Annotated in this window: 17 protein-coding genes; 1 reads left to right on the top strand and 16 read right to left on the bottom strand. The window is 46.8% G+C overall.

Annotated elements, in window-relative coordinates:
• Positions 1-184: 184 nt before the first annotated feature.
• The 9 genes from E5Y90_RS01695 to hcaE all read right to left on the bottom strand — a co-directional run bounded on the left by E5Y90_RS01695 (position 185) and on the right by hcaE (position 9,218).
• Positions 185-1,240 carry an MBL fold metallo-hydrolase gene (locus tag E5Y90_RS01695; RefSeq protein ID WP_151204026.1) on the bottom strand — a complete coding sequence of 352 codons (1,056 nt, stop codon included), beginning with the start codon at positions 1,238-1,240 and terminating at the stop codon, positions 185-187.
• Positions 1,241-1,611: 371 nt separating this feature from the next.
• Complete coding sequence (locus tag E5Y90_RS01690) at positions 1,612-2,547, bottom strand: cation diffusion facilitator family transporter (protein WP_151204027.1); 936 nt, start codon at positions 2,545-2,547, stop codon at positions 1,612-1,614.
• 173 nt (positions 2,548-2,720) lie between these two features.
• The gene (locus tag E5Y90_RS01685; protein WP_151204028.1) at positions 2,721-3,629 is read right to left on the bottom strand and encodes a DMT family transporter; all 909 of its coding nucleotides are present in this window, start codon (positions 3,627-3,629) and stop codon (positions 2,721-2,723) included.
• Positions 3,630-3,921: 292 nt separating this feature from the next.
• Complete coding sequence (gene hcaD / locus E5Y90_RS01680) at positions 3,922-5,151, bottom strand: 3-phenylpropionate/cinnamic acid dioxygenase ferredoxin--NAD(+) reductase subunit (RefSeq protein WP_174659222.1); 1,230 nt, start codon at positions 5,149-5,151, stop codon at positions 3,922-3,924.
• A gap of 4 nt (positions 5,152-5,155) precedes the next feature.
• Entirely contained in the window at positions 5,156-6,121 is a 966-nt protein-coding gene (locus E5Y90_RS01675; protein WP_174659221.1) for a 3-carboxyethylcatechol 2,3-dioxygenase, read from the bottom strand.
• 70 nt (positions 6,122-6,191) lie between these two features.
• Complete coding sequence (gene hcaB, locus E5Y90_RS01670) at positions 6,192-7,007, bottom strand: 3-phenylpropionate-dihydrodiol/cinnamic acid-dihydrodiol dehydrogenase (RefSeq protein WP_174659220.1); 816 nt, start codon at positions 7,005-7,007, stop codon at positions 6,192-6,194.
• Between the two features lie 2 nt (positions 7,008-7,009).
• Positions 7,010-7,336, bottom strand: coding sequence for a 3-phenylpropionate/cinnamic acid dioxygenase ferredoxin subunit (hcaC, locus tag E5Y90_RS01665; RefSeq protein ID WP_151205623.1), 327 nt, complete (start codon positions 7,334-7,336; stop codon positions 7,010-7,012).
• Positions 7,336-7,854 carry a 3-phenylpropionate/cinnamic acid dioxygenase subunit beta gene (hcaF, locus tag E5Y90_RS01660; RefSeq protein ID WP_151207093.1) on the bottom strand — a complete coding sequence of 173 codons (519 nt, stop codon included), beginning with the start codon at positions 7,852-7,854 and terminating at the stop codon, positions 7,336-7,338. Before hcaF ends, hcaC begins: the two co-directional genes overlap by 1 nt.
• Positions 7,851-9,218 (bottom strand): 3-phenylpropionate/cinnamic acid dioxygenase subunit alpha, encoded by a 1,368-nt coding sequence (gene hcaE / locus E5Y90_RS01655; protein WP_151205625.1) that lies wholly within the window; start codon positions 9,216-9,218, stop codon positions 7,851-7,853. The genes hcaF and hcaE overlap by 4 nt, the downstream gene beginning before the upstream one ends.
• 280 nt (positions 9,219-9,498) lie before the next feature.
• Here hcaE and hcaR point away from each other — a divergent pair, with 280 nt between their 5' ends.
• Positions 9,499-10,407, top strand: coding sequence for a DNA-binding transcriptional regulator HcaR (gene hcaR, locus E5Y90_RS01650; RefSeq protein WP_174659219.1), 909 nt, complete (start codon positions 9,499-9,501; stop codon positions 10,405-10,407).
• Positions 10,408-10,710: 303 nt separating this feature from the next.
• Here the strand turns inward: hcaR and tnpC are convergent, their stop codons facing one another.
• The 7 genes from tnpC to E5Y90_RS01615 all read right to left on the bottom strand — a co-directional run bounded on the left by tnpC (position 10,711) and on the right by E5Y90_RS01615 (position 18,129).
• Positions 10,711-12,336 carry an IS66 family transposase gene (gene tnpC, locus E5Y90_RS01645; RefSeq protein WP_160255506.1) on the bottom strand — a complete coding sequence of 542 codons (1,626 nt, stop codon included), beginning with the start codon at positions 12,334-12,336 and terminating at the stop codon, positions 10,711-10,713.
• Between the two features lie 74 nt (positions 12,337-12,410).
• The gene (gene tnpB, locus E5Y90_RS01640) at positions 12,411-12,746 is read right to left on the bottom strand and encodes an IS66 family insertion sequence element accessory protein TnpB (protein WP_004733288.1); all 336 of its coding nucleotides are present in this window, start codon (positions 12,744-12,746) and stop codon (positions 12,411-12,413) included.
• Positions 12,743-13,126, bottom strand: coding sequence for a transposase (locus E5Y90_RS01635; protein WP_001055589.1), 384 nt, complete (start codon positions 13,124-13,126; stop codon positions 12,743-12,745). Before E5Y90_RS01635 ends, tnpB begins: the two co-directional genes overlap by 4 nt.
• Before the next feature lie 194 nt (positions 13,127-13,320).
• Positions 13,321-14,181 carry an alpha/beta fold hydrolase gene (locus tag E5Y90_RS01630; RefSeq protein ID WP_151205557.1) on the bottom strand — a complete coding sequence of 287 codons (861 nt, stop codon included), beginning with the start codon at positions 14,179-14,181 and terminating at the stop codon, positions 13,321-13,323.
• A 271-nt stretch (positions 14,182-14,452) separates the two neighbouring features.
• Complete coding sequence (locus E5Y90_RS01625; RefSeq protein ID WP_174659218.1) at positions 14,453-15,721, bottom strand: OprD family outer membrane porin; 1,269 nt, start codon at positions 15,719-15,721, stop codon at positions 14,453-14,455.
• A 480-nt stretch (positions 15,722-16,201) separates the two neighbouring features.
• Positions 16,202-17,221 carry a 4-hydroxy-2-oxovalerate aldolase gene (gene dmpG / locus E5Y90_RS01620; RefSeq protein ID WP_174659217.1) on the bottom strand — a complete coding sequence of 340 codons (1,020 nt, stop codon included), beginning with the start codon at positions 17,219-17,221 and terminating at the stop codon, positions 16,202-16,204.
• Between the two features lie 11 nt (positions 17,222-17,232).
• A complete protein-coding gene (locus E5Y90_RS01615) occupies positions 17,233-18,129 on the bottom strand; it encodes an acetaldehyde dehydrogenase (acetylating) (protein ID WP_174659216.1) in 897 nt (298 codons plus the stop codon).
• Positions 18,130-18,142: the final 13 nt, after the last annotated feature.

Here is an 18,142-nt window from a genome sequence, read left to right as displayed (position 1 = left end):
TTGTTGGACGGTGGCTGAATCGGGGGAGCTATGCGAAAACTCCAGCTTGAACTTTCTGGAGAGATGAATGTTTTTTGGCTGATGGGGCTTAGCTCCCCTATCACACGGACAGCAGGATTTAGCCCACCGATCATGAAGCCTGCCCTGCTGATTCTTCTCATTGTCCTAGAACAGCATCCAGCAGCTAGACAATAATGCGCTTGCCTTCACGAATACAGTAAAACGGGTTAATCAGCTTGGAAGAATGTTGGATAATATCCTGCAAAACATTTTCAGGCTGGTCACGGTCTTCATCGGTCAACTGGAAAGTCCGGTAATGAATGGCCAGAGAACAGCGCGCATGCAGGTCCTGATGGGCATGAAAGGCATCTTCGGGGTTCATATGGATATAACGCATCAGCTCACGCGGCTCATAGGCCCCGATAGGCAATAATGCAATTCGCGGTTCACCCAGACGTTTGCGGATTTCCTTGAAATGCGAAGAATAGCCACTGTCGCCGGCAAAGAAACAGTGTTCCTTACCATGCAGCAAGGAAAATCCTCCCCATAAGGCACAGTTCTGATCACGCGTGCCGCGTCCTGAGGCATGCTGCGCAGGTGTATACACAATCCGGATGTTTTGGAAAAAGCTGTTTTCCCACCAGTCCATTTCAATCACATTATAGTCTTTAGGCAGATACCAGGCATTTCCCAGACCGGTATAGATCGGCATCTTAAAATTGTGATGCAACCAGCCAAGTGTGGCCAGATCCATATGATCATAATGGTTATGGCTAAGCAGCACCGCATCAATCGGAGGCAATTCATCCAGGGCAATCCCAGCAGGAATCACCCGTTGTGGACCGCGGGATGAAAACGGGCTGGCATATTCTGACCAGACCGGATCGGTCAGAAAGTTATAAGGCCCAATCTGAATCAGGACCGTGGCATGGCCGATAAACCAGATTTGCCAGTCATCCAAAGAAGCATCGGGGCGGTGATGTGGCAAGGCACGCGGACGCGACAGGAAGTCGGCCTGCTCCTGTTTCAGGTTCACTTCCCAGGTTTTGGACTTTCTGGTAAATAACCATTTATACAAGTCGAAGCGGCTCTGCTCAAGCGAAGAGGGCTCCAGATTTTTGAACCGTTGACCATCAAAATGCGCTGAATGCAAATAGTCAAATACCGGCTTGGACCAGAGATGCTTCCAACTGGATTCGGTCTCAAGCTGAAACTTTTTAGTTTTAAAAAAATCTTGCATAAACATCCACTATTTATTATTTGCTATATGCAAGACAGCATCGACTTGAGGCGCTCAAGCGAAGTATCTTTGTTATTAGCATACCAACTTCTATACCTGCGTATCTAAGCATACTATGAAATCTGATCAGGGTATTCATTTATGTTTTTGTTATTTTTAGCAAAAAAAACAAAAAAAGGAAGAGCTTCGAAACTTTGCGAGTAGTTACTGGTCGGATTAAACAGACTTTCGATATGCTGCCCTGATGTACACCCCAGCTCAAATATAGCAGCCTTTTGGCTCTCAAAGAAAGCCAGCTTGAACGCCTAAACCATCCTTTTAAAACAGGCGCTATCCACTTAAGCTGAAGCCTCACCTGATAAGCGGGGTGTTTAGACCCGGCCCCGGGTGCGTTCCAGCCATACTGCCTTGGTTTGCGGCTTGACAAAGAGGGCAATAATTTCAGGATGTAACTGTTTGATCTGGGCTTCTATCCGATTGACACAGTGTTCAATTTCATCTGAAGTCAGATCATCTTTAAATTCCAGACTTAAAAATACAATCACCTGATGCGCGCCCATCTGTTCAGTCAGCAGACCGTTGGCGCTATGAACGGCATGATCCTGCTGGGCTACTTTTAAAACATGGTCTCGCAGTTTGGGATCTGCAACTTCGCCGAGTAACAGACCTTTGGTTTTCTGCGCCAAAAGCCAGGCTGAAATCGCCAGTACAACGCCAATCAGAATTGATGCTGCACCATCCAGCTCGGGAATATTCAGTTGATGGGCCAGGAAAATTCCGACCAGGGCAATCAATAAGCCGGTCAAGGCAGCAGTATCTTCAAATAATACGGTAAAAGTGGTGGGATCTTTACTGCGTCGGAATGCGGCAAAATATCCGAGCTTGCCTTTCTGCTTGCGAAAGGCTTTTAAAGCCATCCACCAGGAAAACCCTTCACATACAATTGCGATACCCAGCACAATATAGTTAATGACAGGGTCCTGCATTTCCTCAGGCTGTAAAATATGCTGTATGCCCTGATAAATGGAAACGATGGCGCCTAGGGCAAAGACCATCAGAGCCACAATAAATGCCCAGAAATACAACTCGCGACCATAGCCAAAAGGATGTTGGGCATCTGCCGGTTTTTGGGAGGTTTTCATGCCATACAGCAGCAGAATTTCATTTAAAGTATCCACCACGGAATGGATGGCTTCGCTCAGCATTGCTGAACTGCTGGTCATATAGGCTGCAATAAACTTCACCACTGCAATCGTCAGATTCCCAAACAGGGCAGCATAGACCACAACTTTATTTGATTCAGACATCCTGAAACTGTCCTAAACAAGCTGCATTCAGCTTTTCTTGTCTTATGTACCAGTATTTTAATCAGTTTATAAGCAGCAGTTGTTTTACAAATTGTTGTAGCGTCGTGAGATTGAGAGATGATCCACTGAAGTTCTAAAAAGAACAGCTGAGGCCCTTCCTGTTTGCTGTGCCGCTAAGTTCTGGAAAAATACTGTTCGCGCCATTCTTTCCAGAAATACATGACAATGCCCAACATCACCACCGCAATTCCGGCGAAAGCATGACTGCTAATAATTTCATTGTTAAGTGTGGCTCCCAACACCAAGGCAATCACCGGGGTCATTACATTACTTAAAGAGACGGTAGACGCAGCCAGACGGCGGATCAGCCAGAAATAGCACAGCATGGCCACAATTGATGACATGATCATGGTAAACAGGAACCCGATCATGGCATGGGTACCTGGCATCTGTGTGGGAAAATGCTGCCAGATAAACGGGATTAACAACAGTGAACCTGCCGCAGACACCAATAATGAACCGGTGGCTTGCGACATTGGTTTTAGCGGTGCATTAATCTGTTTGACCCAGAAAATCGAACTGATATACGACACCATACTGATCAGCATCAGGACCACGCCCCACGGGTTAATTTTTGAATCTGCCGAATCGGCAAAGACAAAACTCAGGCCAGCTACCGCAACCGCCATTCCCAGCCATTGCAGCCATACCAGCCGATGGGTTTTTAAAATCACATGCCCGATCAAGCCGGCAATCAGCGGTGAGAATCCAAAAATCAGGGCCATCAGACCTGAGGTTAAATAGTTGGCAGCCAGATAAATAAACAGCTGGGCGCCAATTAAATTCAAGCTTCCGGCCAGATAGCTTTGCATCGAGGTCCGGTCAAAAGGTAATGGACCGCGCATCAGCTTGAGCACTAGCAGCGCAATGATGGAGGCACCAAAATAGCGGATAATCAGCACCCACATCGGATGCACCTCCGCCACACTCCAGACAATCGCCAGCGGCGTCGCTGCCCAGATCAGCACCAAAAGCGCATATATACTTGCCGTCACCAGCATAGAAGATGAATTTGAATTCATAAATGACTCAATTAAATATAATAAAAAGAATTAAACCAAAAGTTCTGTTCAAATCCACGATTAGCAGTATTACAAGCGGCATGGATGCCGCTCGAGCGTTTGGGATACAAGGAAGTATCCTCAAACGCTCAAAAGATTTTTGTTACTTTTCATCTTTGAAAAGTAAGACACAACTGCACAAAGTAATTAAACGTCGCAATATAAATAGTGGTCATGCCAAAACAATAAATAAAGTAGCCATAAAAAAAGCAGACCCCAGTTCCCCAAGATCTGCCTTTGTTAAACATTCAGCTTACTTCACCAGCTTACGCAAATCCTGGCTTAAATCCAGATATTTATCCGCCTCAAAAGCCGCCTGCTTGCTGATCAGTTTTTTCAGATGACGCATGTCTTTGGCCGCATTCACCGTGATGCCACCGACGATGATGCCATCTGTGACACCAAACAATACAAAGGATGAATCAGCCCCCTGCTCGGCATTCATTTCACCACGTACAACCCACTCGCTTGCTGTCATATCACCCACGAACTGGTAGTTGATATTGAGCTGATCGGTCCAGAACCACGCCGGATTAGGGGTTGGCTGCTCGAGCCCCATCACATGACGGGCAAAAATTCCGGCTTGCAGATTGGCATTTTCCCAGGTTTCGACACGGCGATGATTGCCACAGTCACGCAGCTGGGTCGCTACATCGCCTGCAGCATAAATATCAGGATGAGACGTTTGACAGTGTTCATTCACCTGAATCGCACAATCCACCGCTAAACCGGCATCAAGCGCCAGCTGTGCATTTGGCACAATCCCGATACCGTAAACAACTGCATCAGCACGCAGCTCTTCACCACCTTCAAGAGTAACGACAACTTCTTCACCTTCAAGACGGCAGTCTGCAATCTTGGTTTCAAGACGCACATTGACCCCAGCCAGACGCTGCTGGGCCAATAAAAACTCGCTCAATATACGTGGAGATGAACGCCCCATGACCATTGGACCCATTTCAATCACAGTCACTTCGCAGTCTTTGAAGCGAGCACTGGAGGCCAGTTCCAGACCGATCACGCCACCACCGATCAGGATGATACGGCGACCCGGCTGTAATACAGGCACCAGCGCTTGTGAATCTTCCAGATTACGCAAAGTGTAGACGTGCTTGCCTAAGGCATCGAAGTTTGGCAAACGGCGTGCTGCACCACCGGTGGCCAGCAAGAGCTTGTCATAAGCAACAACGTCACCATTTTGCAGCTCAACCGTGTGCGCTTCAGCATTGATTTTCACCACGCCATTGCCGCGGATATGCTCGACACCCAAATCTGCCAGTTTTTCTTCGGACAGGATTTCAATTTTGGTTTCTTCAGGTTTTAGAATCACGTCTTTAGACAGTGGTGGACGTTCATAAGGCAGATGTATTTCATCACCAATCAGAATGATGTTGCCTTCAAACTTGTTGCCACGCAGTTCTAAAATCGCGCTTGCACCTGCCTGGCCTGCGCCTACAATCACGATGCTTTCGATGTTGCTCATGTCATTAACCTTTTAACTCTGCAGATACGATGCCAAAGCCCGCAATCCATTCACTGATATCTTCATAGCAATGCGTGGTCATGTCGTATTCGCCTATTTCGCTTAAAGCAGCAAAAGCCGCCATCCAGGAACGGACTTCCTGACCGCCACGGCCACCATCACGGCGAATGTCAGCTTCAGTCATGGCTTCCAGTGCAGCGAAGTCGGCCTGCTTGAATTTTTCAAGTAATGCGACATCCCATTCCGGACTGAGTGGCACTGCAACCGAGGTATCCCCTGCTGCGAGTTTCTGACCAACAGCAATAATTTTTGCCTGACGCGCCTCCCGGGCTTCAACTGTTGGGTGACGGCCGGCGATCAGAAACTCTTCCACTTCTGGTGGTACTGAACCCATTTGTGGTGTCGGTGGATCATGGGACAGCCCCCCTGTACCCAGCACCAGTACGCGCTCATTTTCAAGGTTTAAGGACTTGATAAACTGGCCAACTGCACGGCCCAAAGCGATGGTACGCTTGGTGGTCGGCATCGGTGCTGCAGCGCCATTAATAAAAATCGGAATTGTTGGATAACGATCAAGCTTGCCTGCACACAGGAAATGTAATGGCTGAGTCACCCCGTGGTCCGCCTGCATACGGTAGGAGTATGCAACGTCGACCCCTTCATCCAGCACCCAGCGAACCAGTGCCAGTGCCCGATCTTCCGGTACATCAATATGGTCATTGTCTTTGCCATAATCCCAGTCGCCTGCGGCTTTGGCACGAATCCCCACACAGAAGCTTGGCATCAGGTCATAGAAGAAACCGTTAAAATGGTCTGGACCAAATGTGATAATGAGAGTGGGATCATAGGCTTTTACTTCAGCAGACAACTGTTCAAAAGCAGCACGTACTTTCTGCTCTTTGGATTGATCCTGCGGTGAAGCAAATTCCATTAACGGACTGTGCGATGCACAAATGAGTTTAACGGCCATGAGAGACTCCTGAATAAGGAAGGCAGCCCAGAACAGGCTGCCGATAAGTCCATTCGACTAGACTAGATTTTTAGTCGTCAAAGAAACCGGCGCGTGGCTGGCGTAAGCCACGAATTCCCAAACCACATTCTGCATTAATCAGAACACCGGTCAGTGGACGGTTATTTTGACGCGATGCCAAGAGCACGTATGAACCGGTCATGTCTTCCGGTTCAGGCAAGAAATTCAGTGGCATACCACGTGCGATTTTCTCAGGGTCGCGAGCATCCAGCAGGCCCAGATTATCCTGACCCAAGGATGCCGCGCCTTTGATATTCACATTCATACCTGAGGGTGCAACCGCATTCACTCGTACTTTAGGCGCAAGCTCATAAGCCAGTTCCTTCATCACCCCGACACCGGCATGCTTGGATGCAGTATATACAGGGCCTCCGCCAGCGGAGTACAGTGCTGAATTAGACAAAGTAAATATGATAGAACCTTCAGAAGCGATCAATGCATCCAGCGCAGCCTTCGCTCCTAGGATTAAAGATTTGGTATTAATACCCATGATTTCGTCAAAGGCTTTTTCCAGCTGCTCGCCCGAAGTATTGACGATATCGGCATAATGATCCCAGATCCCGGCATTGCCCACGAAACAGTCGAGTTTTCCGTAATGCGCTACGGTTGCATTCACCGCACGGACGTTGTCTTCATAGCTGGCCACATCACCTGCGATTGCGAGCACGCGATCTCCGAAGTGTGCTTTCAGCGCATCGACTTTTGACTGGGAGCGCTGAAGAACCGCCACTTGTGCGCCCTCTTCCAGAAAACGTTCGACCAGAGCCCAACCGAGACCTGAACCGCCACCCGTGATCAGTGCAACTTCGCCTTGTAGCCAACCCATGCTTACTCTCCTGCCATCTCAACAAATAACTGACCATCTTCCACAATTACCGGGAAAGTCTGAATCGGATCAGTTGCTGGCAAGCAGAGTGCTGTACCAGTTTTTAGACAGAAACGCGCTGAATGAAGTGGACATTCCACCGTGCCGTCATCTTCCAGATAACCTTCAGACATTGAGGCATTACCATGTGAACAGCGGTCATTCATGGCGAAAAACTCACCACCGTTATTGAATACTGCCAGCGCTTCAATACCGTTTACGCCACAATCTACTTTTAACGCTTCGCCTTCGTCCAGTTCGTCAACTTGGCAAACAAAAATCTTATTCATTAGAAGAACACGCTCAGGTTGTGTGAATTATAAGTCGCCTGGTCCAGTGTGATCTTACGGTTGAAGATCTGGAAGCCTTGCTCGGAATCGACCTGACGGATTTTGTCGTGACGCTTACCGCAGTAGATGGTGACATCTTTTTCTTTCTGGGTGCGGTACAACAGGTAAGTGACATACACGTCGTATTCACCGTCAACTTCAGTCGGCTCCACAATAATGTTAGACACCATATGTGTAGTACGTGAAGGAGGTTCTTCCGCCCAGGCCATACCGGTTTCCAAACGGGCAACGCGGCGTTCCAGCAGGTCTTTAGAATCGTTAAATACCCAGGTCGTTGGCGGCTCAATCGAACGGCGACGGTCACGGGTTTGCGCATTCGGTGTCGTACGCAGCGTATACGAAATATCTTCTGCCAATACATCCAGCCATTCGCGGAACTTCCAGTCGTCCAGCAATTTTGCTTCGCGATACAGGAACTGACTGATCTGGTGATGCAGTTCTAAGCTGATTTGACTCATTTCACAAGCTCCTTCTCGTATTCGTCAGCGGCTTTTTCCACGTCTTCCCATTTTTCATGGATCAATAAATCTGCCCAGCGACGGTACATGCCACGTGCTGCAGTTTCTGAGAAAATGTAGTTGGTAATGCCCGGAATATCATCTTCACGAACTTTCTCATTGCCTTTACCCATTTCCATGATCAGGCGGTTTTGACGCGCTTTATAACCCCGAAGCACTTTCTGGATTTCGATCCAGTTTTCCGAGTCATCCTGCTCAAGGAAACCGGCCGGACCGAAGGCACGCGTTGCCGAACGTTCAAAAGCTTCTTTTACTTCCTGCGACGCTTCAGCATCCGCAATACAGAATGCCCAAACTTCAGTTTTGTTTGGACCACGTGGGTGCCATACGCGCAGTGTTGCCGTACCGTTTAACCAAGATAATGTCGGGAACATGGTGTTGTGACCTGCAAGACGCAGCGCACGCACTTCACCTAAACGCTCTTTGACTTCTTCATAAGTTTCACGGAAATAGTTCGCTACCTCACCATCCACCCATACGTTGGCATCCGGCTTTTCAGTAAAGAAGAAGCCTGAACCATGACCGCGTGAACCATATTGAATCGCGTCTTTGGCGGTTTCCCACACCGGACGCGCTGTTTGCGCAGCACCGAGTTTCTTCGAGGATTCATCATCCGGTTTTGCCCCCAGAACTTGAATCGCAGAAGCGTGAGAGAACAAAGCATGGTATTGGTCAGAAGCAAACTGTTCCGCTGCAAATTTCCAGTTACAGTCGATTTCCCATTTGTGTACACCACCGATGATTTCTGTCCCGCCCGGACGACGATCTACCACACCATCCAGATACCAGGCGATGTCGCCCATGTATTCTTCTAAATCAGGTGTGGTTTCATCCCAGCAACCGAAGACTAAGCCTTTGTAAGACTTCACACGATTGACTTCAACCAGACCCCATTGTTCTTTACATGCCCCATGTGGATAAGCACGTTCTTCAAGCGGGATATCTTTGAGTGAACCATCAATACCGTATGACCAGCCGTGGTATGGGCAAGTAAATGCACGGGTATTACCGCAGTCTGCGAAGCTGACCCGCATCGAACGGTGACGGCACTGGTTTAAAAATGCTTTGATTGAGCCGTCTTTTTGGCGTGCCACAATAATTGGATCTTCACCCATATAGGTATTGAAGAAATCACCAGCCTTAGGAATTTGGCTTTCATGGCATAGAAATAACCATGTACGACCGAAGACACGTTCAAGTTCTAATTCGTAAATGTCAGGATCAGTATAGATCGATGGCGTGATACGTCCATTTTGTGCATCGACCAAAGCGTCGATTTCGCGCACATCAATTTTTCCACTCATGAAAAGCTCTCCTGTGGCCACTATGGACACACAATAAATAGACTCAACTCGAATGGATAATGGATTTTTGCAGGATTTTGGGGAAATATTTTTTTTGTTTTAATTAATAGGTTTAAGCAATTATTGACCACGCTTATTTTTATATTAAAACACCAATCAACCCCTCTAAGGTATTTAGTTCCTAAATGACAAAATCATCTTCACGACATAGTTGTTTATGGACTATACTCCTATCAAATTATAGTAAGACATTTTTTGGATTACTCTTTGGGCTGATGACATGGAATTAAGACACCTTCGCTACTTTATCACTGTTGCTGAAGAACTGAACTTTAGTAAGGCAGCACTCAAACTTTATACAGCGCAACCCTCTCTCAGCCAGCAGATTAAGGATCTGGAAGAAGATGTCGGCGTACAACTGCTGTACCGTACCAAACGCAAGGTCGAGCTGACAGAAGAAGGTGCTGTATTTCTGGAACAGGCCCGTCTGACCCTAGCTCAGGCCGATAAAGCGGTTGCCATGGCGCGTCAGGTGTCGCAGGCCAAGCAGCAGATGCTGCGCATCGGCTTTGTGCCGGTGGCCGAAATGAAGATTTTTCCGTATATTCTGCCCAACCTGCGTGTCCAAAACCCGGATCTGAAAATTGAACTGCTCAGCCTGAACAATACCGAGCAAATGAGATTACTGAAAAAAGGCGATCTAGATCTCACCTTTACCCGTCACAACTTCCATAGCGACGAAATTGAAAGCCAGTTTGTCCTGCGTGAGCCGCTAATCTTTATTTTGCCTAAAGATCATCCACTGGCCAAACATGAACGAATTCCGGTTAAAGAGTTGAATGGCATAGACTTTATTATTCCTGCTGCCGAACAGTCACTGACCCTGCACAATGCGATTTTAGACTTTGCCAAGGCCAACAATCTTGAATTCAACATTGTGCAAAAAGCTGACAATATCCTGTTCAACATCAACTCGATTGGTATGGGCTTAGGTTGCACGATTTTACCGGGCTATATTGCCCCGTTGACCATGAATAATACGGTCATTCGTCCGCTTGACGTTGAACTGCCTTATCTGGATTTATACGTGAGTTACCGCAAAGCTGGAAATTCAATGGCCGTGGACAAGTTCCTGGAGTTACTGACCCACGTGTTCTATCTCAATATCAATCGCGACGAACAAAAATAAATTTCCCCCTTTTTTGACAGCACAGGTTGCGCCATACATACCTGTGCTATTTGCTTTTATTATTTTCTTATTAAAACCCGCTTTGTATTCTGGTTTTTTCATAACGACCAGCTTTTTGGTGCCTCAAAATCAGCCTCAACCTGGGCTACAGATGAGGAACTGCCGCTCAAAAATCATCTGCTTTACAACTTAAGTCTAATGAAAATTTAAGTGTTTTTTCTTCTAAAAAAGCCTCAATCTAGACTTAAAACAGATTAAAAATATCTATCAAACGTAAGCGTCCGCTGAATCCCATACCAATTTTTAATTCGATTTAGGTTTCCAGCAGTGTGGCAGTAACTCTTCAATCTGGGTCACTTTATGTGTCGGCAGCCTTTTCAGCACATCACTTAAATAGGCATACGGATCCAAGCCATTCAGCTTTGCTGACTGGATTAAAGTCATGATATTCGCCGCTCGCTGGCCGCTGCGCAGCGAGCCAGCAAACAGCCAGTTCTTGCGCCCTAAGGCCCAAGGTCGCATTTGATTCTCTACCCAATTATTGCAAATCGGTAGATTGCCATCATCCAAATAGCGGCTTAAAGCTGGCCAACGCTTCAGAGTGTAATTGATGGCCTTGGCGGTGGGAGAACTCGATGGCACCGTCAGATGATGTTGGTTGAGCCATTCATATAGTTGTTGCATCACTGGTTGACTATGCTGTTGTCGGTATTCGCGGCGGTCTTCCGCTGTACCATCGGTCTTTTTCCTGAGCTCTGCTTCTATCGCATACAGTTTCTGAATCAGCACTAATGCCTGTTCAGCGACCTGACTTTTCCCAGTTACATGCAGTTCATGGAATTTACGACGTGCATGGGCCATGCAGCCCACCTCAATGACCTGGCCTGATTTAAAGCGTGCTTTATAACCACTGTAATCATCACAGACTAGATAACCCTGCCAGCCTTTCAAGAACTCTGCAGCATGCTGGCCTGAACGACTATCCTGAAAGTCATAGATCACCGCCTGAACTGGATTGTACTGTGTAGTGGCATAGGCCCAGACATAACCTTTCTTCGGTTTTTTATCATTCTCACCCATCCGCATGATGGTGACCGGTGTTTCATCTGCATGCAGCACCTGCTGTTGTAGTACCACCTCTTTTAAGGCATTGGCCAGAGGCTCCAGTTCTACACCGCAGCGACCTATCCAGTCAGATAACGTTGATCTAGAAAGCTCGATTCCCGCCCGCTGATAGATCAGACGCTGACGGTACAGCGGTAAATGATCGGCATACTTCGATACCAGCACATGGCTGAGCAGTTCAGGTGAAGCAATGCCTTTATCAATCACATAGGCAGGCATCGCTTGCTGAGTCAGGGTGTCACACTGATCACAGACCCATTTGCCACGGACATGCTGTTCCTTGTAGAACTGTGCCGGTCTGAAATGCAGTTTTTCACTGATATCTTCGCCGATACGACGTAACTGGCAGCCACAACTGCATTGGGTTGATGCAGGTTCATGCTCAATACGGATGGTGTGTAGATGATCGGGCAGCAGTCGACGTTTAGGTTTATTTGCTTTGGCTTTGTGTGTCGCTGCATCGGTTTTATCTGCATTCAGCCGTTCCAGTTCCAGATCAACGGCTGCAATATCTTCTTCGACCGCTTCATCCCAAAGATGGATTTGTTTTGCAGTGAGATGTTCGTTTTTACTGCCGAATTTGTGCTGTTTAAATAGTGCGAGTTCATGCTCGTATTTTTGATTGAGAATAGAAAGATGTTGAACTTTAGAATCTAATTGCTGATTGGTGACTTCAAGATGTTGAACTCTGGCATCTAATTGCTGGTTTGATTGTGCTAGAGACTGATGCTGCAGCGCCAACTGCCTGGTGAATTCCAGCAGTTGTTCATGGGTCAGTTGGCTTAAGTCAGGCAGCGTATTCATGACCGCAGTATGCCTGAGGTCATGAGAAGAATGAAATAGAACGTTTGGAGAATAGCAGAATGGAACAGCCTGGTTTAAAGCATCGTCACCACCTGCTGTCGTCCAATGCGCTGCCAGGGCAAACCTTGGATCAGTGCCTGTAACTGTTCCGGGCTGAGGGCCACGCTTTCACCTTGGTGAACTTGAGCCCAGTGAAATTTGCCCTGTTCCAGCCGCCTGGCACACAGCCAGATGCCCAATCCATCATGTACCAGTACTTTCATGCGATGGCCACGTTTATTACAGAACAGGTAAGCACAATGCGGTTTGATGTAGCCAAAGGCTCTCACCACCTGAGCCATGGTCGTATCCATACCTGCACGCATGTCCATGGGCTGAGTAGACAACCAGATTTCATCAATGCGGATCATGTTGCAAGTGCCTTGAGTAATTCTGCCAAGGCAGGTATTTCTGATGTCTGCCATTTTAGCTGAATATCATTATTCGTATGAGGCACGGTGATACACAACGTGATCCTCTCATCAATAGGTTGGCTGATTGCAGCAGTGTAAGGCAAAGCAATAAATGCTGGATTCACATGAGTAGGATCCTGCACGGCACCCTCATGATGGCTGAAGATCCTGATCCAACGACTGACAAGGTTGGCATTAATACTATGTTGCAGTGCGACCGAAGCGATCGAGGTATTAGGATTTTTGCAGGCATTGACAATACTGAGTTTGAATTCTTTGCTGTATGTTCTGCGTTTTTTAGCAACAGGAGGTGTTGCTGAATATATATCCATGTTCATGGATTAAGTCCCCACTTGTTTTTAGGTGGGAACTAAATTAAGGCTTATAGGATCGCTTGGTAAGGCTGTGTTAGCCGGATGCTTACTATCAAACTTGCTACACGAGAAAGGTGACTGCTTTAGCTGTCCCCATAAAATCGTTTAGCCATAAAAAAAGGATGCAAGGCATCCTTTTTTTATATTTTTACTCGGGCTTATTTTACGCCGTGTGCCAGCAGGTAGTTTTTGATAATGGTATTAAACTCTTCTGCTTTTTCCACCTGGGACCAGTGGCCGCACTGGCTGAAAATGTGGGCATCGGCATTTGGCACAATATTCAGAATATCCCAGGTCCGTGATACAGGAATTACCACGTCTTGCGTACCGTGGATCAACAGCACAGGAACTGTGATCTCTTTCATTTTTTCAAAATCAAGTGGGAATTCAAAACGGTCACGGTCACGTGCACCCACCACATCCATCAAACGATTTGATGCATAGTCATTTGCAGCAGACGCAAAACGTACTTTTACCAGTTCATCAGTAATCAGGTCTTTGTTTACGACAAACATCGACAGAGTTTTCTTGATCCCTTCTTCAGTAAGCACCGGATTTGCATGCGCCTTCAATGCAGCAGTTTGTTTCGCACCGCCGGTCCCCATAGAAACAATACCAAGAACACGTTCTGGATAGTCAAGTGCCATCTGGAAAGCCAACCAGCCACCCAGTGAGTTACCGACCAACCAGGTTTTTTCAATACCCAGTGCATCTAAAGTACGCACCGCATGATCAACCCAGGCACGAATACCATAAGCCGTACCAGGCGCTACCACAGTCTGACCATAACCAATGGTATCAATGGCGATACAACGTGCCTGCTCACCAATGGCTGGAAGGTTTAACCACCAGTTTGCCGCCGCAGATACACCAGTACCTGAACCGTGCAGGAACAGAATTGGTGTACCTTCACCAATCTCGTGATAGTGCGTCAACTCACCTTCTGCCGTTTCAATCCATTTGTCTTCTAAACCAAAAAATGGATCTGTTTTGTATTCTGGGATTTGAACAGTGCTCATGTTGATTCCTCTTACAGTTTTTAGCTTGCGTGTCCATCTGATAACAGAGGTCAACGCCAAGTTGACTCATTAACAATGACTTCTTTACACCCTTATCTTAACCGCTGCAGCCGAGTCAACTGATACAAAATTACGATTGTATGCTATAAAAAAAATATAATTTAAATATTTGTTTTACATAAATATTTTATTTTAATTCCTTAGGTTTTCTCAGACTTTAGGGCTTAAAAAGGCGATGCTGTTGCATCGCCGGTTTAAATCTGCTGAATGCTTAGAATTTATAGGTATAGGTGGTCGCCACACGGTATTCCTGCAAATCTGACTTATAATCAAAATCAGCATCGATATACATGGCCTGGACGCCTAAGCCTTTTAATTTGCCCTCTGGCACTGTGTAATTCACAATCAGGTTCAACTCGTCTGAATCCTGATCTTTTTTGGTGCCGTAAGTTGCATCCTTCCCGAGCATATATACGGCGGTGGCATTCAAGCCCTTGGCACCCAGTTCAGAGAAATCATAACCATAGGTTAAACCCAATGATTTTTCATCAGGATTGGTAAAAGTCGCAACTCCCCAGTTGACCAGATAAGGCTGTGGCACCCATCCCCCTAATGTCGGGAATGCTGAATCGCCCAGCATTTGCTGATAGCCCAAACCAACCGTATGCGCACCATGATTAAGTTTAGTGCCTACTGATAAAGCCTGGTTATCAATCTCACCATAGAGTTTGTTACCTGAATCCGAGTTATCGAAGTAACGTACATGGCTGGTCAGTTTGCTTTTTTCACCTAAAGCAGCAGTATGGTTTAAACCCACAAAATGTTGCTGATAGATGTCTTGTACATCTGCGTACCAATAGCTTGCACCCAGTTCCTGAGTAAATTGATGGTCTACTCCTGCAATCCACATTCCGTCAGATGTAGGGCCCTGATCAAAGTGCCCTTTTGTTTGATCCGGTAAAGTTTTCCCAGGTGCAAACAAGGTCAAGTCACGAAACTGGTTGTCATAACGGTTGTTAATGCCGTCAATATAGGCCAGCGTTAACTTGGTATCTTTCAGGTCCTTAGATTCTAACCATGCACCGCTAAACGTGGTAAGTAACTGACGCGATGGATCAAACACTAAGACTGGAGAAACCGGCAATAATTCACCCACTTTCAATTCAGTTTGCGATACTTTGGCTTTTAAGGTGGCACCGACTTTACCAAAATTGTCTTTCGACTCTTTACCATCATGCGGCAAAATAAAGTCTGGATTTCTGTCACGGCCATTCAGCTTAAAGGCATGCTGCACCAACAGGTCTGCACCAACCTGAATACCGCCGCCAATATCGTGATAGCCAGATTTGGCATCCAGCATCACCCCCTGAGACCACGAACCCCAGTTTTTAGCGGAATCGTCTTTAATCTGGCGGTCTAGGTAAAAATTTTTAAATTTGAGCTGGACCTGACTGTCGTCAATAAAATCTGCCTGAGTTGCAGTGGTTCCTAAAGTTGCTGTTGCAGCCAGCATTGCTATCCATAAATTTTGACGACGCATGACTTATTCCCAATAATCAAATAAAGCTAGGGCGCCATCATGCTGAACAATGGCCAGAAACGGAATCCGACCAGAGTATTAAGATTTAAGTCATGCACCCTATTTTTGTTTTTTCCTGACTCACCCTCCGCTCAGGTTAAGAGCTTTAAACAATAAGATATTTTGCTCGATATTCGTGGGGTTTTTTCTAAACCCTTGTTCTGTCATTTATTTTTAACAAAATTTTAGTTTTTTAAATATAAAACAAGAAAATTAAGCGCTTTTAAGTTTAAATCCCCATATTAATTCTTCTAAGCAATTGATTATATTAATATACTTCAGCTATAACCCGATATGCTTTAGCTATAATTTAAATTTAAGCAAGTAACGCTTCTACTTCGCGCTCCTCTTCTTAAAATACAAAACGCCCGATGACCTACATCGGACGTTGATCTGAAAATAACTGCGCAGCGGTTTAAAGGCTAGACAGTTAAAAACACATTAAGCTTCGGCTTCTTTGGCTTTGGACATGGTCAATGCCAGATCTTCAATCATGTCTTCCTGACCACCGACTGTGCCACGGCGGCCCAGTTCCAGCAGAATTTCGCGTGCAGATACGCCATATTTGGCTTCTGCACGTTTCGCAAACAATAGGAATGATGAGTAAACGCCTGCATAGCCCAGTGTTGCCGCATCGCGGTCTGCACGGATCGGGTTGTGCATCATTGGAATTACTAGGTCTTCTGCCACGTCTTGTACTTTAAACAGGTCAACCCCGGTGTCCATCCCCATACGGTTGGCAACGGCAATGAACAGTTCAAGAGGTGTATTTCCTGCACCTGCGCCCAAACCGGCAGAGGCCAAATCGACACGCACTGCACCGGCATCCACCGCAGCAACCGTGTTTGCCACGCCCATGCCTAAGTTGTGATGACCGTGGAAACCTAGTTCAATACTTGGATCAAGCGCATCACGCAAGCATGCAACGCGATCGGTTACATCATGAGGAAGCATATAACCTGCAGAATCCGTTACATAGATACAGTTTGCACCATACGACACCATCTTCTTCGCTTCTTCAAGCAGTTGAGCCGGAGTTGCCATATGGGCCAGCATCAGGAAGCCTACAGTATCCATCTCCAGCTTACGCGCAGCCGTGATGTGCTGTTCAGAACAATCCGCTTCCGTACAGTGCGTTGCCACACGGATGGTTGATACACCAATCTCATGGGCCATTTTTAGATGGTCAACTGTTCCGATACCCGGCAAAAGCAATGCAGATACTTTGGCATTCTTCATGCGTGGCACTACAGCAGACAGGTATTCTTCATCTGTTGCCGCAGCAAAACCATAGTTTACTGATGAGCCACCCAGCCCGTCACCATGTGTCACCTCGATTAACGGTACGCCCGCCTCATCAAGTGCAGTTGAAATCGCAATCATCTGCTCGACAGTGGTTTGATGGCGCTGTGGATGCATACCATCACGCAAAGTCATATCATGAACAATAATCTTAGACATGTGGTTGCTCCTTAAGCCTGTTCTTTTGCAAATACGTGTTCAGCAAACATTTCTGCAGTACGTGCAGCCGCCGCAGTCATGATGTCCAGGTTACCCGCATATTTTGGCAAGAAGTCACCCAGACCTTCGACTTCCATGAAGATCGACACACGGTTGCCATCAAACACAGGACCATTGACCAGCTTGTAGCCCGGTACATATTTTTGGACTTCTTTGATCATGGCATGCACTGATTCAGTGATTGCCGCCTGATCCGGCTCACCTTCAACCAAGCAATGTACGGTATCGCGCATCATTAAAGGTGGTTCAGCCGGGTTAATGATGATGATCGCCTTGCCTTGTTTTGCACCACCGACTTTTTCGATTGCACCGGCAGTGGTACGGGTAAATTCGTCAATATTCTTACGTGTACCCGGACCCACCGACTTGGTGGATACGGTTGCAATGATCTCACCATATTCAACCGGTTGAACACGGGAAACCGCAGCGACCATCGGAATGGTCGCCTGACCACCACACGTTACCATGTTTACGTTCGGCACTTCGCCAGCAGCCAATAACGCTTCTAAGTTTACAGGCGGCACACAGAACGGACCAATCGCTGCAGGTGTCAAATCAATCATCAATACGCCCAGCTCATTCAGCTTGCGGCTGTTTTCTGCGTGAACGTATGCAGAAGTCGCATCAAAGGCAATTTTGATGTCATCTTCCAGAACATGCGGCAGCAGACCGTTTACCCCTTCAGCCGTGGTTTTTAAACCCATTTTCGCTGCACGTGCCAGACCTTCAGACGTTGGGTCAATGCCCACCATCCACACTGGCTCCAACCATTCGCTACGCTGTAATTTATAAAGCAAGTCCGTACCAATGTTGCCGGGACCGATCATTGCACATTTAATCTTTTTCATGAATGTACTCTCA

The organism is Acinetobacter sp. 10FS3-1, from assembly GCF_013343215.1.
GTDB classification, from domain to species: Bacteria; Pseudomonadota; Gammaproteobacteria; order Pseudomonadales; family Moraxellaceae; genus Acinetobacter; species Acinetobacter lwoffii_C.
This window is presented reverse-complemented; position numbering and strand designations above follow the sequence as displayed.